At 72.4% G+C, this 25,733-nt stretch carries 19 protein-coding genes; 6 read left to right on the forward strand and 13 right to left on the reverse strand.

Translation table 11 applies throughout. The features are described from left to right. Positions 1 to 244 precede the first annotated feature (244 nt). Positions 245 to 2,116, forward strand: a complete 1,872-nt coding sequence (locus JGS22_RS03015) for a phosphoenolpyruvate carboxykinase (GTP) (RefSeq protein WP_211041061.1) — start codon at positions 245 to 247, stop codon at positions 2,114 to 2,116. Positions 2,117 to 2,487: 371 nt separating this feature from the next. Here the strand turns inward: JGS22_RS03015 and JGS22_RS03020 are convergent, their stop codons facing one another. The 3 genes from JGS22_RS03020 to JGS22_RS03030 all read right to left on the reverse strand — a co-directional run bounded on the left by JGS22_RS03020 (position 2,488) and on the right by JGS22_RS03030 (position 6,355). Further along, positions 2,488 to 2,895 (reverse strand): SCO4983 family protein, encoded by a 408-nt coding sequence (locus JGS22_RS03020; RefSeq protein WP_211041060.1) that lies wholly within the window; start codon positions 2,893 to 2,895, stop codon positions 2,488 to 2,490. Between the two features lie 85 nt (positions 2,896 to 2,980). Then, on the reverse strand, positions 2,981 to 4,192 hold the full coding sequence (locus JGS22_RS03025; protein WP_211041059.1) for a pyridoxal phosphate-dependent aminotransferase: 1,212 nt from the start codon (positions 4,190 to 4,192) through the stop codon (positions 2,981 to 2,983). Between the two features lie 117 nt (positions 4,193 to 4,309). Next, positions 4,310 to 6,355 (reverse strand): thioredoxin domain-containing protein, encoded by a 2,046-nt coding sequence (locus JGS22_RS03030; RefSeq protein ID WP_211041058.1) that lies wholly within the window; start codon positions 6,353 to 6,355, stop codon positions 4,310 to 4,312. A gap of 196 nt (positions 6,356 to 6,551) precedes the next feature. On the opposite strand from JGS22_RS03030, the gene JGS22_RS03035 reads away from it, so the two are divergent. Continuing rightward, positions 6,552 to 7,118 (forward strand): Uma2 family endonuclease, encoded by a 567-nt coding sequence (locus JGS22_RS03035; RefSeq protein WP_211041057.1) that lies wholly within the window; start codon positions 6,552 to 6,554, stop codon positions 7,116 to 7,118. 467 nt (positions 7,119 to 7,585) lie between these two features. Here the strand turns inward: JGS22_RS03035 and JGS22_RS03040 are convergent, their stop codons facing one another. The 4 genes from JGS22_RS03040 to JGS22_RS03055 all read right to left on the reverse strand — a co-directional run bounded on the left by JGS22_RS03040 (position 7,586) and on the right by JGS22_RS03055 (position 12,472). Then, a complete protein-coding gene (locus tag JGS22_RS03040) occupies positions 7,586 to 8,803 on the reverse strand; it encodes an FAD-dependent monooxygenase (protein ID WP_211041056.1) in 1,218 nt (405 codons plus the stop codon). Further along, the gene (locus JGS22_RS03045) at positions 8,800 to 10,197 is read right to left on the reverse strand and encodes an MFS transporter (protein WP_211041055.1); all 1,398 of its coding nucleotides are present in this window, start codon (positions 10,195 to 10,197) and stop codon (positions 8,800 to 8,802) included. The genes JGS22_RS03040 and JGS22_RS03045 overlap by 4 nt, the downstream gene beginning before the upstream one ends. 365 nt (positions 10,198 to 10,562) lie before the next feature. Further along, positions 10,563 to 11,237 (reverse strand): response regulator, encoded by a 675-nt coding sequence (locus tag JGS22_RS03050; protein WP_211041054.1) that lies wholly within the window; start codon positions 11,235 to 11,237, stop codon positions 10,563 to 10,565. Further along, on the reverse strand, positions 11,234 to 12,472 hold the full coding sequence (locus tag JGS22_RS03055) for a sensor histidine kinase (RefSeq protein ID WP_211041053.1): 1,239 nt from the start codon (positions 12,470 to 12,472) through the stop codon (positions 11,234 to 11,236). The genes JGS22_RS03050 and JGS22_RS03055 overlap by 4 nt, the downstream gene beginning before the upstream one ends. A gap of 830 nt (positions 12,473 to 13,302) precedes the next feature. Between JGS22_RS03055 and JGS22_RS03060 the strand changes: the two genes are divergently transcribed. The 4 genes from JGS22_RS03060 to JGS22_RS03075 all read left to right on the forward strand — a co-directional run bounded on the left by JGS22_RS03060 (position 13,303) and on the right by JGS22_RS03075 (position 20,012). After that, positions 13,303 to 14,802: a xanthine dehydrogenase small subunit gene (locus JGS22_RS03060; RefSeq protein WP_216814822.1), complete on the forward strand. Its 1,500-nt coding sequence runs from the start codon at positions 13,303 to 13,305 to the stop codon at positions 14,800 to 14,802. Further along, positions 14,799 to 17,213: a xanthine dehydrogenase molybdopterin binding subunit gene (gene xdhB, locus JGS22_RS03065; protein WP_211042757.1), complete on the forward strand. Its 2,415-nt coding sequence runs from the start codon at positions 14,799 to 14,801 to the stop codon at positions 17,211 to 17,213. The genes JGS22_RS03060 and xdhB overlap by 4 nt, the downstream gene beginning before the upstream one ends. 1 nt (position 17,214) lies before the next feature. Continuing rightward, on the forward strand, positions 17,215 to 18,099 hold the full coding sequence (gene xdhC / locus JGS22_RS03070; RefSeq protein ID WP_211042755.1) for a xanthine dehydrogenase accessory protein XdhC: 885 nt from the start codon (positions 17,215 to 17,217) through the stop codon (positions 18,097 to 18,099). A 407-nt stretch (positions 18,100 to 18,506) separates the two neighbouring features. Beyond that, positions 18,507 to 20,012, forward strand: coding sequence for a cryptochrome/photolyase family protein (locus JGS22_RS03075; RefSeq protein ID WP_308405488.1), 1,506 nt, complete (start codon positions 18,507 to 18,509; stop codon positions 20,010 to 20,012). Positions 20,013 to 20,198: 186 nt separating this feature from the next. Here JGS22_RS03075 and JGS22_RS03080 read toward each other — a convergent pair whose 3' ends face one another. The 6 genes from JGS22_RS03080 to JGS22_RS03105 all read right to left on the reverse strand — a co-directional run bounded on the left by JGS22_RS03080 (position 20,199) and on the right by JGS22_RS03105 (position 25,718). After that, a complete protein-coding gene (locus JGS22_RS03080; protein WP_216814823.1) occupies positions 20,199 to 20,702 on the reverse strand; it encodes a nucleoside deaminase in 504 nt (167 codons plus the stop codon). 653 nt (positions 20,703 to 21,355) lie between these two features. Then, on the reverse strand, positions 21,356 to 21,511 hold the full coding sequence (locus JGS22_RS03085) for a DUF6131 family protein (protein ID WP_211042610.1): 156 nt from the start codon (positions 21,509 to 21,511) through the stop codon (positions 21,356 to 21,358). Positions 21,512 to 21,750: 239 nt separating this feature from the next. Continuing rightward, positions 21,751 to 22,116 (reverse strand): fluoride efflux transporter CrcB, encoded by a 366-nt coding sequence (crcB, locus tag JGS22_RS03090; protein WP_211042609.1) that lies wholly within the window; start codon positions 22,114 to 22,116, stop codon positions 21,751 to 21,753. A gap of 94 nt (positions 22,117 to 22,210) precedes the next feature. After that, positions 22,211 to 22,783 carry a fluoride efflux transporter CrcB gene (gene crcB / locus JGS22_RS03095; protein WP_211042608.1) on the reverse strand — a complete coding sequence of 191 codons (573 nt, stop codon included), beginning with the start codon at positions 22,781 to 22,783 and terminating at the stop codon, positions 22,211 to 22,213. A 92-nt stretch (positions 22,784 to 22,875) separates the two neighbouring features. Then, entirely contained in the window at positions 22,876 to 24,390 is a 1,515-nt protein-coding gene (locus tag JGS22_RS03100) for a serine hydrolase domain-containing protein (protein WP_211042607.1), read from the reverse strand. A gap of 119 nt (positions 24,391 to 24,509) precedes the next feature. After that, positions 24,510 to 25,718: a hypothetical protein gene (locus JGS22_RS03105; RefSeq protein WP_236073007.1), complete on the reverse strand. Its 1,209-nt coding sequence runs from the start codon at positions 25,716 to 25,718 to the stop codon at positions 24,510 to 24,512. Positions 25,719 to 25,733 lie beyond the last annotated feature (15 nt).

The raw sequence follows: 25,733 nt of genomic DNA on the forward strand, positions 1-25,733 counted from the left end.
GCACCACCAACTCCCGGTGGCAGCAGGGGTGACAGGGGAAGTGGTGCTGCTCACCTGTCGACCCCCTGGACACATACGAGCGCGAACGCCATGATCAGATGAGCGTGGTCGACACCGGATGAGCATCGCCGCAGCATCCGGGTCGCAGCCCCCAAGGGGTCAGGACGCGGATTCACTCCCACCGCGACGTGGGACGCATCCGTACACACAAAGCAACAAAACCCTCAAACACTCTGGAGCGATTGTGGCGCGCAGCTCTGCGGCTCCCACCACCACCGAGGTCCCCACCCACCACCGTGAACTGGTCGCATGGGTGGACGAGATCGCCGCCCTCACCCAGCCCGACCGAGTCGTCTGGTGCGACGGCTCGGAGGCTGAGTACGAGCGCCTGTGCGAGGAGCTCGTCGAGGCCGGCACCTTCACCAGACTCGACCCCGACAAGCGCCCCAACTCCTACTACGCGGCCTCCGACCCCTCCGACGTCGCGCGCGTGGAGACCCGTACCTTCATCTGCTCCGAGAAGGAGGAGGACGCGGGCCCCACCAACCACTGGAAGGCCCCCGCCGAGATGCGGGAGATCTTCACCGGTGACGGCGAGCAGGGCGGCGTCTTCCGCGGCTCGATGCGCGGGCGCACGATGTACGTGGTGCCGTTCTGCATGGGCCCGCTCGGTTCGCCGCTCTCCGCGCTCGGCGTGGAGATCACCGACTCCGCGTACGTCGCGGTCTCCATGCGCACCATGACGCGGATGGGCCGCCCGGTGCTGGACGAGCTCGGCGAGGACGGCTTCTTCGTCAAGGCCGTGCACACCGTCGGCGCCCCGCTGGCCGAGGGCGAGCAGGACGTGCCGTGGCCGTGCAACGAGACCAAGTACATCTCGCACTTCCCCGAGGAGCGCGAGATCTGGTCCTTCGGCTCGGGCTACGGCGGCAACGCCCTGCTCGGCAAGAAGTGCTACGCACTGCGCATCGCCTCGGTGATGGCCCGCGACGAGGGCTGGCTCGCCGAGCACATGCTGATCCTCAAGCTCACCCCGCCCGCCTCCGCTTCCGGTTCGACCGAGCCGAAGTACGTGGCCGCGGCGTTCCCCTCGGCCTGCGGCAAGACGAACCTGGCGATGCTGGAGCCGACCGTTCCGGGCTGGACGGTCGAGACCATCGGCGACGACATCGCCTGGATGCGCTTCGGCGACGACGGCCGGCTGTACGCGATCAACCCCGAGGCCGGCTTCTTCGGCGTCGCGCCCGGCACCGGCGAGCACACCAACGCCAACGCGATGAAGACCCTCTGGGGCAACACGGTCTTCACCAACGTGGCGCTCACCGACGACGGCGACGTCTGGTGGGAGGGCATGACCGAGGAGGCCCCCGCCCACCTGACGGACTGGAAGGGCAACGACTGGACCCCCGAGTCGGGGACCCCGGCCGCCCACCCCAACGCACGGTTCGCGGTGCCGGCGGCCCAGTGCCCGACCATCGCGCCCGAGTGGGAGGACCCGAAGGGCGTGCCGATCTCGGCCATCCTCTTCGGCGGCCGGCGCGCCACCGCCGTACCGCTGGTGACGGAGTCCCGCAGCTGGCAGCACGGCGTCTTCCTCGGCGCCAACGTGGCCTCCGAGAAGACCGCCGCCGCCGAGGGCAAGGTCGGCGAGCTGCGCCGCGACCCGTTCGCGATGCTGCCGTTCTGCGGCTACAACATGGGCGACTACATGGCCCACTGGGTCAAGGTCGGCCAGGACGCTGCGGCGCGCGGCGACGGCGACAAGCTGCCGAAGATCTACTACGTGAACTGGTTCCGCAAGAACGACGCCGGCAAGTTCGTCTGGCCCGGCTTCGGCGAGAACAGCCGCGTGCTCAAGTGGATCGTCGGCCGGCTCAACGGCGAGGCAGAGGGCGTCGAGACCCCGATCGGCGTGCTGCCCACCAAGGAGGCCCTGGACACCGAAGGCCTCGAACTCTCCGACGCCGACCTGGAGTTCCTGCTGACGGTGGACAAGGAGGAGTGGCTCGAGGAGGCCGCCCTGGTCCCGGACCACCTCAAGACCTTCGGCGACCACACGCCGGAGGAGCTGTGGGAGGAGTACCGCACCCTCGTCGAGCGGCTGGAGCGCGGCTGAGCCGCGGCGCGGTGATCGACGGCGCGCGGACCCGGGGCTGAGCCCCGGCCGAGGAACGCGCGACGAGCAGAGAAAGGGCCCGGGCCACCGCCCGGGCCCTTCGCCGTTGCACGCCGTCCGAGCCCTTCGCCGCGCACCGAAGCCCAGCCGTCCGCGGGCCCTTCGCCGCGACCGAGCCCGACCCGGTCCGGACGCTCCGGCCCGTCCGGCCGCGCCGCCGAGTGCCGTGGGGGCGAGCCGCACCCGCGGTGGCGCGGTGCGCGCCGCCGGGCACCCGGTGCGCGGTACGCGGTACGCGGTACGCGGTCGAGCCAACCGGGTGCGACCCCACGAGCCGCACGCGGCCCGTACGCACCGCGACCGGCCTGCACCTACAGGCCGAGCGCCGCCGCGTGGTAGCTCAGCCGGGCGGCGGCCAGCGCCTCGCCCGGCACGTCACCGCGCGCGGTGGCGACCACCAGGGCGTTGCCCGCCAGCGTGTGGGCGCGGCGGTGCAGCGACTCGACGTGCTCGGGCGAGCTGTCGCGCACCGAGGGCTCGGCGCGCAGCGGCGGCTGTCCGTCGCCGAGCCGCGCCACCTGGACCGCGAGCCGGTTGGCGGCGGCGTTGAACTCGGGGCTCGGTGTCAGCGCGCGCAGCTCGTCGGTGACGGTCAGCAGCGCGGTCAGACAGCCGGCCAGCCGGATGTCCAGCTCCTCCTCGCGGGAGCGGTGCGGGAAGTCCTCGGCGGCAGGCTCGGTCATGGTGTGCACCGACTTGTCGCGGATCTGTTCGTACATGGATGGCCTCCTGGCGCGGGTGCAGGAAACCAGCCTAACTTGGACTCTGTCTAAAGTTGTAGTCAGTACGAGCAGAGTGACGTGCTCAGTGCTGGCTGTAGCCGTCGAGGAAGTTCCCGATCCGCTCCACCGCGTCGCGCAGATCGTCCGGCGCGGGCAGGGTGACGATCCGGAAGTGGTCCGGTTCCGGCCAGTTGAACCCGGTGCCGTGCACGATCATGATCTTCTCGGCACGCAGCAGGTCGATCACCATCTGCCGGTCGTCCTTGATCTTGAAGACCTTCGGATCGAGCCGAGGGAAGGCGTACAGCGCGCCCTTGGGCTTCACACAGGTCACGCCGGGGATCTGGGTCAGCGTCTCGTACGCCGCGTCCCGCTGCTCCTTGAGCCGGCCGCCGGGCAGCACCAGATCGTTGATCGACTGGTAGCCGCCGAGCGCGGTCGCCACCGCGTGCTGCACCGGCATATTGGCGCACAGTCGCATGTTGGCGAGGATCGTCATGCCCTCGATGTAGCTCTCCGCATGCGATTTGGGACCGCAGATCGCCAGCCAGCCGCTGCGGTAACCGGCCACCCGGTAGCTCTTGGAGAGGCCGTTGAAGGTGAGCGTGAGCAGGTCGGGGGCGACGGCGGCCGTCGGGTGGTGGACGACGTCGTCGTAGAGGATCTTGTCGTAGATCTCGTCCGAGCAGACCACCAGATTGTGCCGACGGGCGATCTCGGTCAGCGACTCGATCATCTCGCGCGAATAGACCGCGCCGGTGGGGTTGTTGGGGTTGATGATCACCAGCGCCTTGGTGCGGTCGGTGATCTTGCGCTCGATGTCGGCCAGGTCCGGCATCCAGTCGGACTGCTCGTCGCAGCGGTAGTGCACGGCCGTACCGCCGGAGAGCGAGACCGAGGCGGTCCACAGCGGATAGTCCGGCGCGGGGACCAGCACCTCGTCGCCGTCGTCCAGCAGCGCCTGCATCGCCATCTGGATCAGCTCGGACACGCCGTTGCCGAGGTAGATGTCCTCGACCGAGAGCTGGATGCCCTGCGTCTGGTAGTGCTGGACCACCGCCCGGCGAGCCGCGAGCAGTCCCTTGGCGTCGCCGTACCCGTGTGCGTGGTGCACCGAGCGCAGCACGTCCTCGAGGATCTCCGGCGGACACTCGAAGCCGAACGCGGCCGGGTTGCCGGTGTTCAGCCTGAGGATGCGGTGACCTGCCGCCTCAAGCCGCATCGCCTCCTCAAGGACCGGGCCCCGGATCTCGTAGCAGACGTTGGCGAGCTTGGTTGACTGGAGTACCTGCATAGTCCGTCACGATACGGCCGGGCCGGGCCGGGCGCTCGGTGTTTTTCGCCACCCCGGGAAGCCCCGCGGGCGCCTCCGGCCCAGCTCGCGGCGTTACTTGAGCCTGCCGGCCGAACGCTACTTGAGCATGCCGGCCAGCACCGCCGGCTCGGCCGTGGGAGCGTCGCAGACGAAGTGCCGGCACACGTACGCGCCCGCACGACCGCCGACCAGCGGACGATCCGCCAGCAGTGGCACGCCCTCGGTGCCCACCTCCCCCGCCGCGACCGCGGCGCCCGGAGCGGTGGACAGCAGCGCGGCGCGGTGCAGCGCCGCCCGGCCCGGGTCGCCCTCGGGCCCGACGATCGCGATCTCGCGCGGGCCGTCCAGCGCCGCCTCGGCGACCGACAGCCCCCAGCCGACGAACCGCGGCGCCCGCGGGCCGAGCGCCTTGACCATGCCCAGGCCCCGCTCCGCCGCCTCGCGGTGCCTGCTGCTCCCGGTGTACGAGGCGTAGGCCAGCAGCGCGCCGACCGCGGCGCTCCAACCCGAGGGCGCCGCACCGTCGGTGGGGTCCTGCGGGCGGCGGATCAGCTCCTCGGCGTCGTCGGCGGTGTCGTAGAACGTGCCGTCCGGCGCCACGAACCGCTGGAGCACCGTCTCCAGCAGCACCCCGGTCAGATCGAGCCAGGGCGTCTCGCCGGTTACCGCGTACAGCGTGAGCAGCCCCTCGGCGGTGCTGCCGTAGTCCTCCAGCACGCCGACGCTCTCGCCCGCCAGGCCGTCCCTGGAGGTGCGCGCCAGCCGGCCGCGCGAGTCCAGATGGATGCCGACCAGCAGATCGGCCGCGCCCGTCGCCGCCTCGATCAGATCCGGCCGGTCGAAGTACGCGCCGACTTCCGCCAGCGCGGCCACCACCAGTCCGTTCCACGCGGCGACGACCTTGTCGTCCCGGCCCGGACGCGGACGCTCCTCCCGCGCCGCGTACAGCCGCTCGCGCACCGAGGCCAGCCGCTCCCCCTCCAACTCCGGTGCACCCACGGGCCGTTGGGGGCGCTGCAACACCGAGGCGCCTTCTTCGAAAGTGCCCTCCTCGGTCACACCGAAGTACGCGGCTGCGGCTGCGCCGTCCTCCTCGCCGAGCACCTCGCGCAACTGCTCGGGAGTCCAGGCGTAGAACGCGCCCTCCTTGTGGTGACCGTCCCCGGCGCCGGGGACGGCACTGTCCGCGTCCAGCGCGGAGGCGAACCCGCCCTCGTTGGTGCGCAGTTCACGCACCAGGAAGTCGGCCGTCTCCAGCGCGACCCGCCGCGCCGACTCCGCCCGGGTCGTACGCCACAGATGCGCGTACAGGCGGCAGAGCAGCGCGTTGTCGAAGATCATCTTCTCGAAGTGCGGAACCTTCCACCGGGCGTCCACCGAGTAGCGGGAGAAACCACCGCCGAGCTGGTCGTAGATACCGCCCCGGGCCATCACGTCGCACGTCGACTGCACCATCTGCAACGCACCCTGCGAACCGGTCCGGGCATAGTGCCGCAGCAGGAACTCCAGCGCCATCGACGGCGGGAACTTCGGCGCACCGCCGAAACCGCCGTACATCGCGTCGAACTCCTTGGTCAGCCCCAGCAGCGCGGCACTCATGTCCGCCGCGCCGGGCAGCTCCGGCGTGCCCTCGCCGTACTTGATGCGCCGCCCGGCCAGCTCGCGCGCGATCTGCCCCGCCGTGTCGTCCACCTCGCCGCGGCGCTCCTCCCACGCGGCCTGCACGCCCTCCAGCACCTCCTGGAAGGACGGGACCCCGTGCCGGGCGGTGGGCGGGAAGTAGGTGCCGAAGTAGAACGGCTCGCCGGTCGGGGTGGCGAACACCGTCATCGGCCAGCCGCCCTGCCCGGTCGCCGCCTGCACCGCCTCCATGTAGACGGCGTCGACGTCCGGACGCTCCTCGCGGTCGACCTTGATGTTGACGAAGTACTCGTTCATCAACGCGGCCGTTTCCGCGTCCTCGAACGACTCGCGCGCCATCACATGACACCAGTGGCAGCTGCTGTAGCCCACGCTCAACAGCACCGGCACATCACGCCGTCGCGCCTCCGCGAACGCCTCCGGCGACCAGGGCCACCAGTCCACCGGATTGTCCGCGTGCTGAAGCAGATAAGGCGAGGTCGCATCGGCCAAGCGGTTCATGCCGCCCAGCCTCTCACAGCGCTCGAACCCACCGAGGAAGCCCGCCGAGCCCGCTCACTCCGCCGAAATGCCCCCACCCGTTACTGCGTGGTGGGGTGAGTCCTTCCCGCCCGATCCGGGCAGCCCGGCACCCTCGGAACAGTAGGCTTGACGCAGCAGCGCCGGACCTGCCGAGACCTCTCGAAGGAGGTACACCATGACCGCCGAGATGGTGGCGCCCGCGTGGATGCACACACAGATCAGCGCGGAGCAGTACGACTCCTGGTCCGAGGAGCAGTGCGCCGGCATCGAGATCGTGGACGGGATGGTCGTCGTGAGCCCGAGCGCCTCCAAGCGGCACAACCGGCTGGCCCGCATCCTGGCCAACGCCCTGGACACCGCCGCGGGCCAGGACTGGAACGCGGACACAGACTTCGACGTCCGCCTACAGGACGTTCCCCTCACCAACCGCCGCCCGGACGTCACCGTCTACCGGGCGGAAACCATCGACCTCACGCCCACCCGCCCCGAGCACGTACTCCTGGTCGTCGAGGTGGTGTCGCCCGGCTCTGAGACCACCGACCGGATCGTGAAGGTGGACCAGTACGCCAAGGCCGGCATCCCCTTCTACTGGCGCATCGAGCAGGCCGCCACCGGCGTTCCGATCGTCTACACCTACGTCCTCGACCCCGCCACCAAGGCTTACCGGGACGGCGAGATGTTCACCGGCGCGATCAAGACTGCCGCTCCGTTCCCCGTCACTGTCGACCTGGGCACCGTCTGACAGCGCCAGAAGATCCCTCATGACGAAACACAGGGGAAAGCGCAGATGGGGTGCGCTCAGGCTTGCGGCTGAACAGTTTGAGCATTTGCAGAGCGACCTGGATCTCCTGGACCGCACTGGTGCGGTCGTCGTCACTTGCGTGGAAGTGCATGGTCTTGTTACGGATCTTTCGAACCCGGTCCATGCGTTCGGCGAAGCTCTGCTGCGGAAACTGCCAACCTGTTGCCTGCCAAACGTCATCCCGCTTGAGCAAGCTGATGTAGTTGTCGGTTCCCGCATACGCGCCCACCCCTTTGTGTGCCCCCGGTTGACCGCACGGTCACGGCAGGCGGGAGCTGGACCCGTGGGTGGCCACCACCGATCAATGGCAGCTGACAAGGCGTCAAATCGAGACGAACCGAAGCATGGTGCTGCTCGCCGGCCCCGACGGGCGCGCGGCGGTGCGCGGCGGTGCGCGGAGTCGGCGGTCATCGGACGCCGAAATCGGGCAGGACGAGGGCCGAATGGGCCGAGTGGGGTTGCGGTGACGGCGCGCTGCTCAGATCGCGCAGGCGTTCGTTGCGCTGCGCGAGGGCGCGGGCCGTGGTCGGGAAGAGGAGGGCGCCGCCCTTGCCGACGAGGTCCTGGTTCCGGGTCACGAAGTCGCGGGTGGTTCTCTCGTGAGCGGCGAATCCCGCCGCGTGCTCGCGGCCGGCCAGCGAGCCCGCGAGCACGTAGGCGCTGACGAGGGCCAGGCTCGTGCCCTGGCCGGTGAGGAACGAGGGAGCGTGGGCGGCGTCGCCCAGCAGCGCGACCCTGCCGCTGCTCCAGCGGGGCATGCGGATCTGGCCCACCGCGTCGAAGAACACGTCGTCAGCGTCGCGGAGGGCGGTGAGCATGTCCTCGACCGGGGGCCCGGCGTCGGCGAAGACTTCGGCGAGCAGCCGGCGCGCGGCTTCGCGTCCGCCGAAGGCGTCGGAGGGCGGCACCGGCCGGGCGAAGTTCAGGAAGGCGTGAACCTCGTCCTCGTCCCCCACGGCGTAGAGGGCCGCGGCCCTGCCCGGGGTGTTCCACATCAGCGTTTCGTGGGAGAGGCCGAGCGTGTTGCGCATGGTGAACACGGCGAAACAGTGGCCGAGGTACCGCTGGAACCGTTCCTCCGGCCCGAACTGCAGCTCCCGGGTGGCCGAGTGCATACCGTCCGCCCCGAACACCATGTCGAAGGTACGGCTGCCGCCGGCGCGGAAGGTGACGTCGACTCCGTGGTCGCCCTGGTCGAGGGTCTCGACGGAGTCGTCGAAGCGGAACTCCACGTCGTCCCGTACGGCCGTCCAGAGAGCGTGGGCGAGGTCGCCGCGCCGTATCTCCAGGTCGCGACCGGCCGCCCCGCCGGTGACGGCGTGGGGGTGGAGCGAGGCCGCTTCACTGCCGTCGCCGTTCAGGAAGGTGAGGCGGCGCAGGTCGATGTGCTGCTCCCGGAGCCGCGGGAGGAGCCCCATCCGCTCGACGACGTCGAGTGCGGTGCCGCGCACGTCGACGGGGTAGCCGCCGCTGCGGAACGTACCGGACTTCTCCACGACCGTGACCGCGAAGCCGTGGCGGTTGAGCCAGAAGGCCAGGGCGGAGCCCGCGATGCCGGCTCCGGAGATCAGGACGTCGCGCCGAGGTGCGGAACGGGTGTGCGTCGGCCGGTCGATGTGGGTCATGCGGTGACTCCCTTGCGCAGAGTGCGAGTGACGAACAGGGCGAGCGATGTGACGACGCCGGCCAGGAGGAAACCGGTCACATAGGCCGATTCGGCCGCGACCCGCGTTCCGGAAGGGGTCGCCGAGGTGAGGAGGGCACCGGCGAGCTGGACGCCCACGGCGTAGCCGAGCACGCGGCTCACCAGGATCAGGCTGGTGGCGATGCCGGTGTCGCCCGCGTCGACGGCGGTGGCGGTGCTGGCCATCAGGGCCGTGACGCACAGGCCGTTGGCCAGCGCGATCAGCGCCTTGGCGACGACGAGATGCCAGATCTCGGTGTGCACGGCTGCCAGTGCCAGCAGCGAGACCGCCATCATGACGACGCCGGCGTTGACGACCGCCCGCGACCCGAACCGCCGGTCCCCCATCCCGCCGAGCGGCCCGGCCAGTGTCGCGGCGAGGGCGCCGGGCAGCAGCAGGAGGCCGATTTCGGTGGCGCCGGCACCGAACCCGTACCCGTCGCCGCGCTCGTCGAGCAGCTGGGGAACGAGGAAGACCGCCGCCGACGTGCCGAGGCAGATCACGAACGTCAGCACGCACGCCTTCCAGATCGCGGGCCGCGCCAGCATGCGCAGATCGATCATCGGTGCGGTCGCGCGTCGCTCGACGGACACCCATCCGGCGACGAGGGCGGCCAGCAGCACGCCGAGGAAGCCGAACACCAGTGGCTGCGAGCCGGCTTCGGGCGCCAGCGCCAGCAGGAGCATGAGTGTGGCCAGTGCTCCGCTCAGGAGCAGCAGCCCCGGCCAGTCGATTCCGGCGTCGCGGGGCCGGCCGGGCGGGTCGGAGGGCATCAGCCGGTGCAGGAGCAACGTGGCGCCGGCCACCGCGATCGTCGGCAGCGCGAACATCCAGTGCCTGGAGAGTGCTTCCGCCACCGGCCCGGCCGACAGCATGCCGACCATCGCGCCCCCGACGAAGAGCCCGCCGACAGCGCCGATGGCCACCTTCGACTGTCCCGCGGGGAGGTGTTTGCGCACCACGATGAAGGACAGGGGCAGCGCCCCCACCATCGCGCCCTGGAGCACCTGGCCGAGCAGCAGCACGGGCAGGTTGGGCGCCAGGGAGGACACCGTTCCGCCGACCACGACCACTGCCATCAGCCGGATCAGCACCTTCTTCCCCCCGTAGCGGTCACCGAACGAGCCCGCCAACGGCGTGACGAGCGCACCGGTGATCAGGAGCACGATGCTGAGCAGCGCCCCTTCGGACTGGCTCAGGTCCAACTCGCGTTCCAGCAGCGGGATCGTCGGTGCCACCACCGATTCCAGTGCGCCGGTGGACAGCGCCAGAAAGCCGAGTGCTCCGATGGCGGCCCTGCCCGTGCCGGGTGGGTGAGCCTGGATCGTGGTCATGAACGTCCTCTCCGTCCTTGCCGGGTGAGGGCCGTACGGAGGCCGTCGACCCAGCGGTCGCGGAACCGGCCGTCGTGACGGAACCCCTCGTCGTCGCGGTGGGTGCGCACCGGGTTCGCGGTTCGCCTCGCGCTGACGGAGTGAGGGTGCGGGAGCGGCAGAGCGCCGGGCGTCGTACCGGGGAGCCAACGTGGGCGTGCTACCCCGGTAGGGGGTGGGGGAGAGGCCGAGCGCACGCGATCCGCGGGGCGCCCCAGCCGGGAGAGCACCGCACCTCCTCCACTCCCGCGGAGAGGCCGGGACGGCGGGACGGCGCGGACGGGCGATCCCCGCCGCGCCGGACGGGCCGGACGGGCCGGGGCTGCCTACTCGCCCGGGGTCACCAGTCCGGACTCGTACGCGAAGACCACCGCCTGGGCGCGGTCGCGCAGATCGAGTTTGGTGAGCACGCGGCTGACGTGTGTCTTCACCGTCTGCTCGGCCAGTACGAAGGTCTGGGCGATCTCGGTGTTGGACAGGCCGCGGGCGACCAGGGTGAGGACCTCGGTCTCGCGTTCCGTCAGGCCCTTGAGCCGCAGCGCGGGCCTGCTCCGTGCCGAGGGCCGCTGCCTGGCGAAGTCAGCGATGAGCCGGCGCGTGACGGAGGGGGCGAGCAGCGCGTCACCGGCGGCGACGACGCGTACCGCCGCGATGAGGTCGGCGGGCGGCGCGTCCTTGAGCAGGAAGCCGCTCGCTCCGGCCCGCAGCGCCTCGTACACGTAGTCGTCGACGTCGAACGTGGTGAGCATCAGCACTCGCGGTCGGTGTGTCACGGCCGGGGCGGGTGCGAGCAGTTGGCGCGCGGCCTCCAGACCGTCCATGCCGGGCATCCGCACGTCCAGCAGCACGACGTCCGGGTGGGTGCGCCGACTCAGTTCGACGCCCTGGGCGCCGTCGGGGGCCTCGCCCACCACGTCGATGTCGCTCTGGGCGGCCAGCAGCGCGGCGAAGCCGGCCCGCACCATGGCCTGGTCGTCGACGATGATGATGCGCGTCGTCACGTGAAGTCCTTCTCTTTCAGAGGGAGTTGGGCGGCCACCCGAAATCCGCCGTCCGGGAGTGGTCCCGCGTCCAGAGTGCCGCCGGCAAGTCGCGTCCGCTCACGCATGCCGACGAGACCGTGCCCGGTCCCGCCCGCTTCGAGCGGCCCGGCGGGTGCCTGGGGCGGTGGCCCGTTGACGACCAGGACGGTGAGCAGTTCCCCGCCCCCGACGTCGGCGGGGTCCGACGCCGACACCGACACCTGCGTCGTGGCTCCCGGTGCGTGCCGCACGACGTTCGCGAGAGCCTCCTGGACGATCCGGTACGCCGTGAGCCCCACCGCTTCGGGCACTTCGACCTCGCAGGGGGTGAACTCCACCGGTCCGCCCGCCCTGGCCGTCGCCTCCACCAGCTGCCCGATCCGGGTCAGGCCCGGCTGGGGCACCAGTTCGCCGGGCGCCTCCTCGCTCCGCAGCACACCGAGGAGACGTCGCATCTCCCCGAGCGACTCCCGCGCGGTCGTCGCGATGGACGTGAACTCCTCCCGCACGTCCGGCCGCAGTGTCGGGAGACGGTACTCGGCCGTGTCCGCCTGCACCGTGATGACGGACATGTGGTGCGCCACCACGTCGTGCAACTCCCGGGCGATACGGGCGCGTTCCTCCAGCAGCGTCCGCCGACCGCGCTCGGCCTCGCTGATCGTCTTCTGCTCGACCAGCCTGCGCTGCACCTCGTACCGTTCGCGCAGCGCCACGGCAAGAACGAGTGCGACGCCGCTGAGGACAGCGAGCAGGGTGCCGTTGCTGTTCGCGCCCTCGGGCACGGCGAACTCCAGGCCGACGAACGCGACCGCCGTCAGCGACCACACCAGCAGCAGCGTCCGGCGCCGCTCGCGCAGGCCCAGGGCGAGGCAGAGACCCACGTACCCGACGATCTGCATCGGCGTGAACGGCCACAGCAACCGATCCGGGAAGTCGGCCACGAGCAGGACCAACGCTCCGGCCACATCGGCCGCGAGGATCACGCACCAGGACCACAGCGGGCGGACGACAGCGAGCAGCAGCGGTGCCACCTGCGCGACGGCCAGGACGCCGGCGACATCGGCGCCCAGGCCGTAGTCCGCGGTGAGGACCACGACGGTGGTGGGGAGCAGGGCGACGCTCAGCACGAACGCCACGCCCCAGGGCAGCAGTCGCACCCACTGGCGCGACGCTTCCGCGAACAGCGCGCGCGGGCGTTCCTTCACCGCAAGCATGGGCTCCACCTCCGTGTGGGCGACGAGTCGGCGTCGGCGAACGCGAACGCGCCTGCGTCGGCTGGAAGCTGACGCCACCGTAGCCAGCGGGCGCAGCCGCTGCCAGGCCGGCCCGGACGGTACGCGCAGAACGCGAGCCCGCTGCCGTTCCCACGGCGTTCGGGCCGCCGCCGTCCGGCGCGGAGCAGCCGGGCCCGGAGGGTGTGCCGTGGCCGGCTTCGTTGACGGCTTCGCGGACGGGACGCCGTCGCGGCCGAGCGGCTCGTACGGGCGGGTGCGGCACGTGCATCGCGACGGGACGGGGCCGGGACCGGGACGGAAACGGGACGGGCCGGGCGGGACGGGGTTGGGTTCTCCCGCGGGGGGCGGCGGACCGTTGCGGGTTGACGAGAGCGAAATTCTGCCGGCGCATTTCCTTTTGCACGATCGAACCAATTCGGGGAGTTCCGAGGGGGTGATGGTTGGAGGTTCGACCAGAGGGTGGTGCGGGTGTGTGGGCGGTCTTGACGGTGGGGCGGGTGCGGCCTAGGTTCGGGCCGACCGGTTCATGAGCTGCCGAAGGAGGCGACGTCGGATGAACACCCTCTCCGACCTGCACCGCCTCGCGCAGCAGACCGCCTGGGTTCCGGGCCGCGTCGCGCACGGCCACTAGCCGCGCGACGCCTTCTGCTCTGCCCGTACGCGGCCCTGCCTCTTCCGTTCTCCGTCATCGCCCGCGGCCTGTCGTCGCGCGCCGACGCGTGTCCGGGCCGCGCCGCCGAAACAGAAATCTGCTTTTGAATGGCGACTAGAATATTCCGTACGAGCGCACTCCGAAATGAGGATCTGCGATGGTAGCGGCCCGGATCACGGTCAATGGGAAAGAGACACCGCTTTCCCCTTCCGCACCGCATGTGACGGCTCTCGATTTCCTGCGGGACCGCGGCCTCACCGGGAGCAAGGAGGGCTGCGCCGAGGGCGAGTGCGGGGCCTGTTCGATCATGGTGGCCCGCCCGGGGACGGACAAGCCGACGGACTGGGTGCCGATCAACGCCTGCCTGGTTCCGGCCGCGGCGCTGGACGGCCAGGAGGTCGTCACCTCGGAGGGTCTCGCCACGGCCGGTGAGGCCGGCGCCCCGCCCGAACTGCACCCGGTGCAGCGGGAGATGGCGATGCGCGGCGGCTCCCAGTGCGGCTACTGCACGCCGGGTTTCGTGTGCAGCATGGCCGCGGAGTACTACCGCCCCGGCCGGTGCGCGCACGCGCAGCCGGATGGCGAGGACGTTCAGGGTGACGAGCCGGCCGTCGACGGCGAGCACGGCCCGAACGGTTTCGATCTGCACGCGCTGAGCGGCAACCTCTGCCGCTGCACCGGCTACCGGCCGATCCGCGACGCCGCGTTCGCCGTCGGCGCCCCGGAGGAGGACGATCCGCTGGCCCGGCGCCGCGAGCAGGCGCCCCCGGAGCCCGTCGCCACCGAGTACGCCCGGGACGGCAGTGCGTTCCTGCGGCCCGCCGGCCTCCCCGAGGCGCTGCGGCTGCTGCGCGAGCGGCCCGAGGCGGTGGTGGTCGCCGGCAGCACCGACTGGGGCGTGGAGGTCAACATCCGCGCGCGCCGGGCCGAGTGCGTGGTGGCGATCGACCGGCTGCCGGAGATGCGCGAGATGCGCGTGGAGGCCGACCACGTCGAGATCGGGGCGGCGCTGACGCTGACCGAGATCGAGCGCCGGCTGGAGGGCACCGTCGACGGCAGCGTACCGCTGCTCGCGAAGCTGTTCCCGCAGTTCGCGTCCCGGCTGATCCGCAACGGCGCGACGCTCGGCGGCAATCTGGGCACCGGTTCCCCCATCGGCGACAGCCCTCCGGTGCTGCTCGCGCTGGAGGCCTCGCTGGTGCTCAGCGACGCCGACGGGGAGCGCGTGGTTCCGCTGGCGGAGTACTTCACCGGTTACCGGCAGAGTGTGCGCCGGCCGGACGAGTTGATCCGCGCGGTGCGGATCCCGCTGCCGCTGTCCCCGGTGACCGCGTTCCACAAGATCGCCAAGCGTCGCTTCGACGACATCTCCAGCGTGGCGGTCGCCGTCGCGCTGGAGATCGAGGACGGGGTCGTACGTCGCGCACGCATCGGTCTGGGCGGTGTGGCCGCCACTCCGATCCGCGCGCTGGCCGCCGAGGCGGCGCTGGAGGGCGAGCGGTGGACGGCCGCGACCGTCGAGTCCGCAGCCGAGATCCTCGGATCACAGGGGACCCCGATGAGCGATCACCGCGCCAGCGCGGAGTACCGGGCCGCGATGCTCGGCCAGAGCCTGCGGAAGCTGTACGCACAGACCAACGAGGCGGTGCCGTCATGAGTCATCTTTCCCAGCGCCCCGACGCACCCGTGGTGGGTGTGTCGATGCCGCACGAGAGCGCCGCGCTGCATGTCACCGGCGCCGCGCTCTACACCGACGACCTCGTCCACCGCACCAAGGACGTGCTGCACGCCTACCCGGTGCAGGTGATGAAGGCCCACGGCCGCGTCACCGCGCTGGACACCGAACCGGCACTCGCGGTGCCCGGTGTGGTGCGGGTGCTGACGGCGGCCGACGTGCCGGGCGAGAACGACGCCGGCATGAAGCACGACGAGCCGCTCTTCCCCGAGGAGGTCATGTTCCACGGCCACGCGGTGGCCTGGGTGATCGGCGAGAGCCTGGAGGCTGCGCGGCTCGGTGCCGCCGCCGTCGGGGTGGAGATCGACGAGCTGCCCGCCCTGGTCACGCTCGCCGACGCGATCGCCGCCGACAGCTACCACGGCGCCAAACCGCTGATGGAGACCGGCGACGCCGCCGCCGGGTTCGCCGAGTCGGCCCATGTCTTCACCGGTGAGTTCGAGTTCGCCGGGCAGGAGCACTTCTATCTGGAGACGCACGCGGCGCTCGCCCAGGTCGACGAGAACGGGCAGGTGTTCGTCCAGAGCAGCACCCAGCACCCCTCGGAGACGCAGGAGATCGTCTCGCACGTGCTGGGCGTTCCGGCGCACGAGGTGACAGTCCAGTGCCTGCGCATGGGCGGCGGCTTCGGCGGCAAGGAGATGCAGCCGCACGGCTTCGCGGCGGTCGCGGCGCTCGGCGCCAAGCTGACCGGCCGCCCCGTGCGGTTCCGGCTCAACCGCACGCAGGACCTGACGATGTCCGGCAAACGGCACGGTTTCCACGCGACCTGGCGGATCGGCTTCGACACCGACGGCCGCATCCAGGCCCTGGAGGCGACGCTGACCGCCGACGGCGGCTGGAGCCTGGACCTGTCCGAGCCGGTCCTCGCCCGCGCGCTGTGCCACATCGACAACACCTACTGGATCCCGAACGCACGGGTCGCCGGCCGCATCGCGAGGACCCACACGGTCTCCAACACCGCATTCCGGGGCTTCGGCGGACCTCAGGGGATGCTGGTGATCGAGGACATCCTCGGCCGCTGCGCGCCCCGACTGGGCCTGGACGCCACGGAGTTGCGCGAGCGCAACCTCTACCGGCCCGGCCTCGGCCAGACCACGCCGTACGGGCAGCCGGTCACCCAGGCCGAGCGGATCACGGCCGTCTGGGAGCAGGTCAAGGAGAACGCCGGCGTCGCCGACCGCAGGCGCGAGATCGCCGCCTTCAACGCGGCGCACCCGCACACCAAGCGGGCGCTGGCGGTCACCGGCGTCAAGTTCGGCATCTCCTTCAACCTCACCGCCTTCAACCAGGGCGGCGCACTGGTGCTGATCTACAAGGACGGCTCGGTCCTCATCAACCACGGCGGCACCGAGATGGGCCAGGGGCTGCACACCAAGATGCTCCAGGTGGCGGCGACCACTCTCGGCATTCCGCTGGAGCGGGTGCGGCTCGCCCCGACCCGTACCGACAAGGTGCCCAACACCTCGGCCACCGCGGCCAGTTCGGGCACCGACCTGAACGGCGGTGCGATCAAGAACGCCTGCGAGCAGCTGCGCGAACGCCTCCTCCAGGTGGCCGGCTCCCAGCTGGGCGCCAACGCCTCGGACGTACGCATCACCGGCGGCGTCGCCCGTGCGCTGGGCCGGGACACGGAGTTGGCCTGGAGCGACCTGGTGCGCACGGCCTACTTCCAGCGGGTGCAGCTGTCGGCGTCCGGCTACTACCGGACGGAGGGGCTGCACTGGGACGCGAAGACCTTCCGTGGCACGCCGTTCAAGTACTTCGCCATCGGCGCGGCCGTGGCCGAGGTGGAGGTCGACGGCTTCACCGGCGCGTACCGGCTGCGGCGGGTGGACATCGTGCACGACGTCGGCGACAGCATCTCCCCGCTGATCGACATCGGCCAGGTCGAGGGCGGATTCGTGCAGGGCGCCGGCTGGCTGACCCTGGAGGAGCTGCGCTGGGACACCGGCGACGGTCCGAACCGAGGCCGGCTGCTGACGCAGGCGGCGAGCACGTACAAGCTGCCGAGCTTCTCCGAGATGCCCGAGGAGTTCAACGTCGCGCTGCTGGAGAACGCCACCGAGGAAGGCGCGGTGTACGGGTCGAAGGCGGTGGGCGAGCCCCCGCTGATGCTGGCGTTCTGCGTACGGGAGGCGCTGCGGGAGGCAGCGGCGGCCTTCGGACCCGCGGGGGTCGGCGTCGACCTCGCCTCGCCCGCCACTCCGGAGGCGGTGTACTGGGCGGTCGAGTCGGCCCGCAGTGCGCACGACGAGGGGCGGGCCCCGTCGAGGGTCGGTCTCGCCGACGACGGTCTGCCCAGCGGCACCGGCGCACTGAGCAGTGCCTGACATGAGCTGGGTGTCCGCAGTCGCGCGGTTGCGGGCACGCCGGGAGCCCGGCGTGCTCGTGACCGTGGCGACCGTGCGCGGCCACGCACCCCGCCGGGCCGGGGCCAAACTCGTGGTGGGGCGCGAGGAGTCCTGGGGCTCGATCGGCGGCGGCAACATCGAGGCCGTCGCGATCGACCGGGCCCGCGAGCTGATCGGCACGGCCGAACCGGAGCCGGAGCTGATGGAGTTCGCCCTCAACGACAAGGTCGGCAACGCGCACGGGGTGCAGTGCTGCGGAGGCGTCGTCTCCGTGCTGCTGGAGCCGTTGCCGGTGGTCCCGGCGGTGGCGGTCTTCGGCATCGGACACGTCGGGCTGGAGCTGGCACGTGTGCTGGCGCGACACAGCCTCGACCTGCATCTGGTCGACAGCCGGTCGGAAATACTCACGGACGAACGGCTCACGGTGCTGGCGGACGCGGTGGCCCAGGTCCGGGTGCACCACACGCCGCTGCTGCCGGAGGAGGTGCTGTCCGAACTCCCCCCGGGCGCCCACGTGTTGATCATGACTCATGACCACGCCGAGGACGCCGCGCTGGTCGACGCCTCGCTGCGCACCAGCGGTCTCGGATCGATCGGGCTGATCGGTTCGACGGCCAAATGGGCGCGTTTCCGCCGCCGGTTGGCCACCGAGGGCGGCCACGAGGAGGCCGCCATCGACCGGGTCAGGACCCCGATCGGCATGCCCGGCATCGCCGGCAAGGAGCCCGCGACCATCGCCGTGAGCGTCGCGGCGGACCTGCTGCGGACCTTCGAGCAGGAGCGCGCCACCGCGCCGCCGGAGCCCGGCGGGACGGGCGACGGGGCGGGCGGCGGTGCGTCCGGAGGCGCATCCGAGGGCGCGTAACGGCGGTGCACAGGGAGGCACTTCCGACGGTGCCGATGGCGGTGGGCCCGGGAGCGGTTGACCGGGGCGCCGCGTCAGCCCCTTCCGTCAGCCGGTCCGCACCCGGCCCGACCCGGGCTCGTTCCGATCGGCGCCCGGCCCGGTCCGCACCCGGCACGCCCTCGGCTCGGCCCGATCCGCCGCCGGCCCGCGCGGAGGCGCGCCTGCGGCGGGTGCGGCTGGCAGTATCCGCGGCAGGGGAAACGCGGTGGTTCCGCCCGGTGTCGGCCCACCCGGCCGGTTCCGCGCCCGGAGCCGCGACCGCCGTCGGCGGTGGTGCGCCGCCCGCAGCGGTGCGTCGGCGTCACTGTCGCCGCCGCGGGCCCCGCGCGGGCCGTCCCCGTACGCCGACCGGAAGGGGACACCACGTGGAGACGCCGCACTGGCTCTTCGGCGACCAGCTCGGACCGCACTTCACCGCGCCCGGCGGGGGCGGGCCGCGCAAGGCCTCTCCGGTGGTGATGATCGAGGCGCGGTCGGTGTTCCGGCGGCGGCGCTTCCACCGGGCGAAGGCCCATCTGGTGCTGTCCGCGATGCGGCACCGGGCGGCCGAACTCGGCGAACGGGTGCGGTACGTACGGGCGAGGACGTACCGGGAAGGGCTGCGGGAGGCCGTCGGCGACGCGGAGGTCACCGTGCACCGGCCCACCTCGCGGGCGGCGATGGCCCTGGTGTCCGCGCTGCCGAACGTACGGGTGCTGGACGCGCGCGGATTCCTGGTGCCCCGGGAGGAGTTCGGGCAGTGGGTCGCGGGGCGGTCCGACGCGCAGCTGCGGCAGGAGGACTTCTACCGCTGGGTCCGTCGTCGGCACGGGCTGCTGATGGAGGGGGACGAACCGGCCGGCGGCCGGTGGAACCTCGACCACGACAACCGCCTCCCGCCGCCCTCGGGCGCGGAGCGGCTGGACACACCCGCGCCGTACCGGCCGCGCGAGGACGCGATCGACGACGAGGTGCGCGCTGATCTGGACCGCTGGGAGCGCGAGGGGGAGGTGGAGTTCGTCGGCCGCGACGGGCCGCGACTCTTCCCCGCCGACCGCCGGGAGGCACGTACCGCGCTGCGCCGCTTCCTCACGCACCGACTGGCGGACTTCGGGGCGTACGAGGACGCGGTGCTCGCCGCCGACCCGGTGATGAGCCACAGCCTGCTCTCCTCCTCGCTCAACCTGGGGCTGCTGGACCCGTGGGAGTGCGTGGCCGGGGCCGAGGCGGCGTGGCGGGCGGGCGAGGTGCCGCTGAACAGCGCGGAGGGCTTCGTGCGCCAGATCGCGGGGTGGCGCGAGTACGTGTGGCAGCTCTACTGGCACTTCGGCGAGGAGTACCGGGACCGCAACGCACTCCACCACACGGCCGAACTCCCCGACTGGTTCCTGGAGTTGGACGCCGAGGCGGTGACCGCGCGCTGTCTGTCGACGGTGCTCGCACAAGTGCGGGACACCGGTTGGACGCACCACATCCCGCGGCTGATGGTGCTCGGCAGCCACGCGCTCCAGTCGGGCTGGGACCCGCGCGCGGTGACCGACTGGTTCCATCGGTGCTTCGTCGACGGCTACGACTGGGTGATGCTCCCCAACGTCGTCGGGATGTCGCAGTACGCCGACGGCGGCCGGATGACCACCAAGCCGTACACCTCCGGCGGCGCCTACCTGAACCGGATGACCGACCTGTGCGGGCCCTGCGCCTACCGTCCGGACCACCGCACCGGCGGGCGGGCCTGCCCGTTCACGGCGGGCTACTGGGCGTTCCTGCACCGGCACCGCGAGCGGCTGGTCCACAACCCGCGGATGGCCCGGCCGGTGCACGGCCTGGACCGGCTGTCCGACCTGGACGAGCTGCTGCGCGAGCACCGGCGGAACGTCGGCCGTACGCCCTGAGCACCCGGCCCGCCGTCCGGCCCCCTCCGCAACGGGAGCCGGGTCGGGCGCCGGGTCGGGCGCCGGGTCGGGCGCCGGTACCGCCCTCTCGTTTCGGCCGCCGCTTCGGCTCATCGCCGGTCCCGCCGCCCGTTCCGCCGTCCGGTCGGGCAGCGGGCGGCGGAACGGGCCCGGGCGGCGGCGGGCTCAGTAGTCGATACGGTCCGGCTTGGCGATCCAGGCGTCGAAGGGGGCCGTGCGGTTGGGCAGTTCCAGCTGCTCGATCCCGGTGGGCCACTGCGACTGCGGGCGCTTCTCGAAGAGGTCGTAGAACTTGCGGTCGTCGAAGCCGGCCACCGCGGCGTCGTCGCGGTCCGCGGCGTACACGATCCGGTCGACCCGCGCCCACAGCGCGGACGAGAGGCACATCGGACACGGCTCGCAGGAGGTGACCAGCACACATCCCTGAAGCGAGAAGGTGTTGAGCTTCTGGCAGGCGGCGCGCATCGCGCTGACCTCGGCGTGTGCGGTGGGGTCGAGGTTCACGGTGACCTGGTTGCTGCCGAGGGCGACCACTTCGCCGCCCCTGGCGACCAGGGCGCCGAACGGGCCGCCGCCGTCCGCGACGCTGGCGGTGGCGATGCTGATCGCCTCGTCCAGCCAGGCGCGTTCGAGCTGCTGGGCGTTGGTTTCCGGAGTGTGCGCGGTCACTGTCACTTCTTTCGCAGAGGCGGGCAGGGGCGGAGTACGGGCCGGGTGTACGGACGACGCGGCCGGACGTGCCGGGCGGGAGTGCGCCGTGGTGGGCGAACGGCCCGTACGGCCGAGGGAGTTGCCGCGCCGGCGGGTCCGAGTGCCCGGGCCTCCGTGCGCACCGGTCGCGCCGCACGGCGGCCGGTGTGTCGACGGAGTTCCGCGGCGGCTCGTCCCGCGGCGCACCGCGGCGTTCCGCGGGTGTGAGGAGTCGGAGATCAGCCCGACGCCCGGGTCCACCGCGACCGGCCAGGGGCGGAAGACATGAAGAGACCAGCGGGCCCGGACCTGCTCTTCGTGGATTGCTACAAGGGTGCTCCGTCTCCTGCCCCCCGCCGCCGGTCGGCACGCGCACGGCGTCGGGAAGTCCCCGCGCCGTGTGTGACGCACGGCCCCTGCGCTCGTATCCGCCCGGCACGCCTCGCGCCCGCCCGCTTCCGTGCGGCGGCTGCTCCGCGTCGTGGGTCCGGCCCGGATCTGCCGCCAGGAGTGCCTCGCCGCATGCGAACGGCCCGCCACCGGACCAGTGAGAGTCCTTGTGAGTGACTTTCACTGTTGCGTGGCGGGCCGTCGTGGCGTCTACGGGTTTCCGCGCGTTGCGCGGGGCTCGGTCAGAAGAAGTGCTTTCGGCCGCCGACCGCACGGCCGGTCGCGCCGAGTACCCACAGAATCGCGCCGATCACGAGCAGGATTCCACCCACCGTGGACAGCAGGGAGATCCCGGCAAGCATGCCGACAATCAGCAGGATGGCACCGAGAATAATCATCTGGGCCCCCTTTCTCTGGGCTTGTGTGCCGCCGTTCGGTACAGGGGTGCCCCGGGCTCTCCGGTGCTGTTCCCACGCTCGGGCCGGCGGCCGGCCCTGGCGAGCGTCCCTGTTCCCGGCGTCCGTTGTGACGCCGAGTCTGTCTGGTGCCCCAACCTCTCTCCGTTATGCATCCGTTGCCAAATTCGCCGGTGCACAACGGGTGTCCGGGAACATTCGAGACTAAACCGCCCTCACCATCAGGAACCGGCCGCAACGACCCCCAGATGGAGTGCGGCGAAACCGGTGCCCACACTGAGCACGACGTTGAGGACGGCACGGCCCCGGGCGCCGGACTCGGCGAGCCGCAACGTCTCGTAGGAGAAGGTCGAGTACGTGGTCAGCGCGCCGCACAGCCCCGTACCGAGCAGGAGCCGCAACGAGTCGGGGACCGCGCCGTGGAGCGCGAGACCGGTCAGGACCCCGAGGACCAGGCATCCCGCGACGTTGACGGCGAGGGTGCCCCAGGGGAAGCCGGAGTCGTGGCGGCGCTGGACGCCGACGTCGGTGAGGTAGCGCAGGGGCGCGCCCAGCGCGCCGCCGAGCAGGACGAGCAGCCAGTTCACGGGCGGCGGTCCGCACACGCGCCACACGCGCCACACGCGTGCTGCCGGGCACCCGGGGTGGTGCGCGTGTGCGGCGGTGGTGCGGTCGGGGGCGTCATCGGGTCCTCCTGAATCGTGCGGCTGCTCGGGCGCGCCGCCGGCCCTCCTCGCCGAGGGCCGCCCGCGTCCCGCGCGCCGGACGGTCCGCCGACGCCTTCCGCCGCACACGTCGCCGGACGAGCCGGCGGGTGAGCCGGAGGGCGATCGTCACCGCGGCGAGAGCCGCGAGCAGGGTGAGGGCCAGGTAGGCGTACGCGGTACGCGGCCGGCCCTCGGCGAAGAGGTGGTGGATGTCGGCGGCGTAGGCGGAGAAGGTCGTGAACCCGCCGAGCACCCCGGTGCCGAGGAACGGCCGCACCAGCGGGTGGACGGACCGGACCTCGGTGACGAGCACCATGAGCACCCCGATCGCCGCGCAGCCGGCGGCGTTCACGGCCAGGGTCGTCCAGGGGAACGCGCCCTCGGCGGTCGGCCCGAGCACCCCGGCGCCGTACCGCGCGCAGGCGCCCAGCGCCCCGCCGAGGGAGACGGCCGCGACGACCGACAGCTCCGCCCGGCGCGCGGCCGGTGGCGACCCGACCTCGTGCAGCGGTTCCACCTCGGCCGGGCGCGGCTCGGGCGTGGACATCGGGTGCACCTCCTCTCCTCAAGCCGTCCGCCGGACAGCGGGCGCACGGCTCGGCGGGCGGTCGCACCGGGCGCCGCAGCACCGCCTCCCGGTCAGCCCGTCCATCCCCGGCTGCCGCCGGGAATGGGGGCGTCGGGGTCGTAGGGCTTGCGGGTGAAGACGAAGGTGGCCAGGTCCAGGTGGCTCACGCTGCCGTCGGGCGCGCGGCACAGCCGCAGGGTCTCGCCCGAGAAGTACCCGTCCAGACCGCGCCAGGTGCCGTCCTCCTCGGGGCTCAGCCGGGTCCGGCGGCCCGGCCCGGAGAGCGGCCCCAGCTCCAGCGCGCGCCCCGGTCGCAACCGCAGTACGAACGGGGTGGCGCCCCAGTACCAGGGGCCGGTGAGGGCGACCAGCTCCGGATCGGCGTCCGCGGCGGCCAGCGGACGCCAGGGTTCCGGGCAGCGGGGTTCGTGCTCCAGCACGATGCGGATCAGGTCGCTGCCGGCGGCCATCACCGCCGGACCCGAGGTGGCGTTGGTGAGCACCACGGCGCCGACCCGCTCCTGCGGGTCGACCAGCAGGCAGGCCAGGAAGCCGGGCATCGAACCACCGTGGCCGACGAGCGAGCGCGACGCCTGCTCCGTACCGGGCCAGCCCGGCGGCGTACGCAGCAGCTGGACGCCGAGTCCGTGGCTCGCGTCCCAATTGTCGTGCGCGGGCGGGGAGTTGGGGGTGCGCAGCTCGACGAGGGTGTCGACGGACAGTACGTCCCGGCCGCCGTCGCCCGCGAGGAAGCCGGCGAAGCGGGCCAAGTCGTCGGTGGTGGACCAGAGTTGGCCGGCCGGCGCCATGGTGCCGGTGTCGGCGAGCGGCTCCTCCAGCAGGACGTCCGCCCAGGGCGCGACGGCCCAGCCCCGTACGTGCGGCCGGCGGGGCAGCAGGGTGGTGTCCCGCATGCCGAGCGGCTCCAGCACCTCCCGGAGCAGCGCCTCGTACCAGCCCTCGCCGCGCAGCCGTTCGACGAGCGCCCCGAGGTAGGCGTAGCCGGGGTTGCTGTAGTGGTGTCGGCGGCCGGGCGGGAGCGGCCTGGGCTCGCCGTCGAGCAGATCGCCGATGTCCGGCCGCAGCTCGCCGGGGGTCCGCTCCCACCAGGGGCCGCGCGGTTCGGCGGGCACGGCGGCGGTGTGCGCGAGAAGTTGGGCGATCGTCGCGGTGGGGGCCTGGGTGCCGGGGAGGTGGCGCTCCAGCGGGTCGGCGAGGTCGATGAGGCCCTCGTCGCGCAGCCGCAGGACGAGTACCGCGACCAGCGCTTTGGTAAGGGAGCCGATCCGGTACTGGGTCCGGGGACCGGGCTCGGGGTCGGCGCCGGGGCCGCGGTCGGGCTCGGGGCCGCGGTGGGACTCCGGGCCGCGATCGGGCTCGGGTGCCGGTCCGGGGTGGGCGCTCGCGGCGCCGGGACCGTGCGCTTCCGGGCCCGGGTGCGGTACGGGGTCGGCGCTGCTCCGCGCGCCGCTCCAGACGGTCTGCCCGTCCCGTACGACGGCGGCGACGACGGACGGCGTGCGCCCCTCGGACTGGGCGACGGCGAGACGGTGCGCGAGGGCGCGTTCGGTGGCGGCAAGCAGCATGGCGACGAGGCTACTTGGGCCGGTCGACATCGTCCGCCACCGACGGGCCGCGAGCGTACGCCTGCCCGCGGGCGCGGCTCCCTGCGCCGGCCGGCGGGCCGGCAGGGAGCAGCGCACGGCTAGGCGGCCTTCGAACTCCCCCTGCGCGGCAGGAGGTTGGCGGCGAGGGCGAGAGCCAGCCCGAACAGCACCCAGCCGACGAGCACGAGCAGTGGTGCGGTCGTACCCGCTCCGTCGAAGTAGGCGGTGCCGCGCAGCAGGCTGCCGGAGGCGCCGGGCGGCAGGAGCTGGCCGAGAGTGGCCCAGCCGTCGGGCAGCCAGTCGCCCCCGGTGGCCAGCCCGGAGAGCGGGTTGCCCAGAAGCATCATCGTGCCGACGCCCGCGCCCAGCCCCACCGTGCCGAGGAGGGCGTGCAGACCGAGGAAGGTGTACGAGAGCGCCGCCATGCCGAGTGCCAGCCCCAGGGCCTCCGGCACCAGCGGACCGTCCAGGGTGCCGGTCACCCGGGACAGCACGGTGGCGACGGCGAAACCCGCCAGCAGCGAGAAGAGCCCGGCGCCCGCCAGCCGCAGACCGACTCGCCGTCTGCCAGGGAAGAGCTGAAGGAAGCCGACCGCAGGGATGACGCCGCCGAGGATCATCGGCAGTGCGGCGGCGCTGAGTCCGGTGCCCTGCGGATCGTCCGACGGGAAGGGCGCCAAGTCGGTGACTTCGGTGGCCAGTTGGGCCCGTTCGGCGATCCCCTCGCCCATCGCCCGTAGGGCGTTGGCGGCGGGCGGCCCGCCGGCGGTGGCCGTGTAGACCTCGACGGCCCGCTCACCGACGACGAACCCACCGCTGATCTCGCGGTCCCGCACCGCCCGGCGCAGCTCGGCCGGACTCTCGTACCGCACCAGCTCGGGCCGCGGACCGCCCTGCGCCTCCGGCCCGGACGGCAGCGCGGCGGCCTGGGAGCGCAGTACGCCGGTCCGCAGATGGTCGGGCCCGCTGTGCGTGGCGGGCAGCGCGAAGGCGAGCAGCATCAGGGTGATGAGGCAGGTCATGGCGACGGCGACACCCACGACCCTCCCGCCCGTACGCCCCGCGCTCCCGCTGCGACCCGCGTCCGCATCGGTGTCCGGACTGCGGCCCGCGCCCGCGTCCTCGCTGCGGTCGGCGTTCGCGTCCTCACTGCGGCCCGCGCCCTCGCTGTGGCCCGCCTCGGCGGCCCGTCCGGCGCTCTGCGCGGGTCGGGCGTGCTCCGTACGGTCCGTGTCGTCCGCCCCGCCCGTCCGGCTGGTGCCTCCCGCAGGGCGAGCGCCGCGCTCCCCCGCATCGCGATGATCCACAGCGACCTGCTTCCA

The sequence above is a fragment of the Streptomyces tardus genome (assembly GCF_018101125.2).
Lineage (GTDB): Bacteria > Actinomycetota > Actinomycetes > Streptomycetales > Streptomycetaceae > Streptomyces > Streptomyces tardus.

What these genes read in the sequence shown, in the direction of transcription:
- JGS22_RS03020 (WP_211041060.1), bottom strand. Translation starts at nt 2,895, where the DNA reads ATGTACGAACAGATCCGCGACAAGTCGGTGCACACCATGACCGAGCCT.
- JGS22_RS03025 (WP_211041059.1), bottom strand. Translation starts at nt 4,192, where the DNA reads ATGCAGGTACTCCAGTCAACCAAGCTCGCCAACGTCTGCTACGAGATC.
- JGS22_RS03030 (WP_211041058.1), bottom strand. Translation starts at nt 6,355, where the DNA reads ATGAACCGCTTGGCCGATGCGACCTCGCCTTATCTGCTTCAGCACGCG.
- JGS22_RS03035 (WP_211041057.1), top strand. Translation starts at nt 6,552, where the DNA reads ATGACCGCCGAGATGGTGGCGCCCGCGTGGATGCACACACAGATCAGC.
- JGS22_RS03040 (WP_211041056.1), bottom strand. Translation starts at nt 8,803, where the DNA reads ATGACCCACATCGACCGGCCGACGCACACCCGTTCCGCACCTCGGCGC.
- JGS22_RS03045 (WP_211041055.1), bottom strand. Translation starts at nt 10,197, where the DNA reads ATGACCACGATCCAGGCTCACCCACCCGGCACGGGCAGGGCCGCCATC.
- JGS22_RS03055 (WP_211041053.1), bottom strand. Translation starts at nt 12,472, where the DNA reads ATGCTTGCGGTGAAGGAACGCCCGCGCGCGCTGTTCGCGGAAGCGTCG.
- JGS22_RS03060 (WP_216814822.1), top strand. Translation starts at nt 13,303, where the DNA reads ATGGTAGCGGCCCGGATCACGGTCAATGGGAAAGAGACACCGCTTTCC.
- xdhB (WP_211042757.1), top strand. Translation starts at nt 14,799, where the DNA reads ATGAGTCATCTTTCCCAGCGCCCCGACGCACCCGTGGTGGGTGTGTCG.
- xdhC (WP_211042755.1), top strand. Translation starts at nt 17,215, where the DNA reads ATGAGCTGGGTGTCCGCAGTCGCGCGGTTGCGGGCACGCCGGGAGCCC.
- JGS22_RS03085 (WP_211042610.1), bottom strand. Translation starts at nt 21,511, where the DNA reads ATGATTATTCTCGGTGCCATCCTGCTGATTGTCGGCATGCTTGCCGGG.
- crcB (WP_211042608.1), bottom strand. Translation starts at nt 22,783, where the DNA reads ATGTCCACGCCCGAGCCGCGCCCGGCCGAGGTGGAACCGCTGCACGAG.
- JGS22_RS03100 (WP_211042607.1), bottom strand. Translation starts at nt 24,390, where the DNA reads ATGCTGCTTGCCGCCACCGAACGCGCCCTCGCGCACCGTCTCGCCGTC.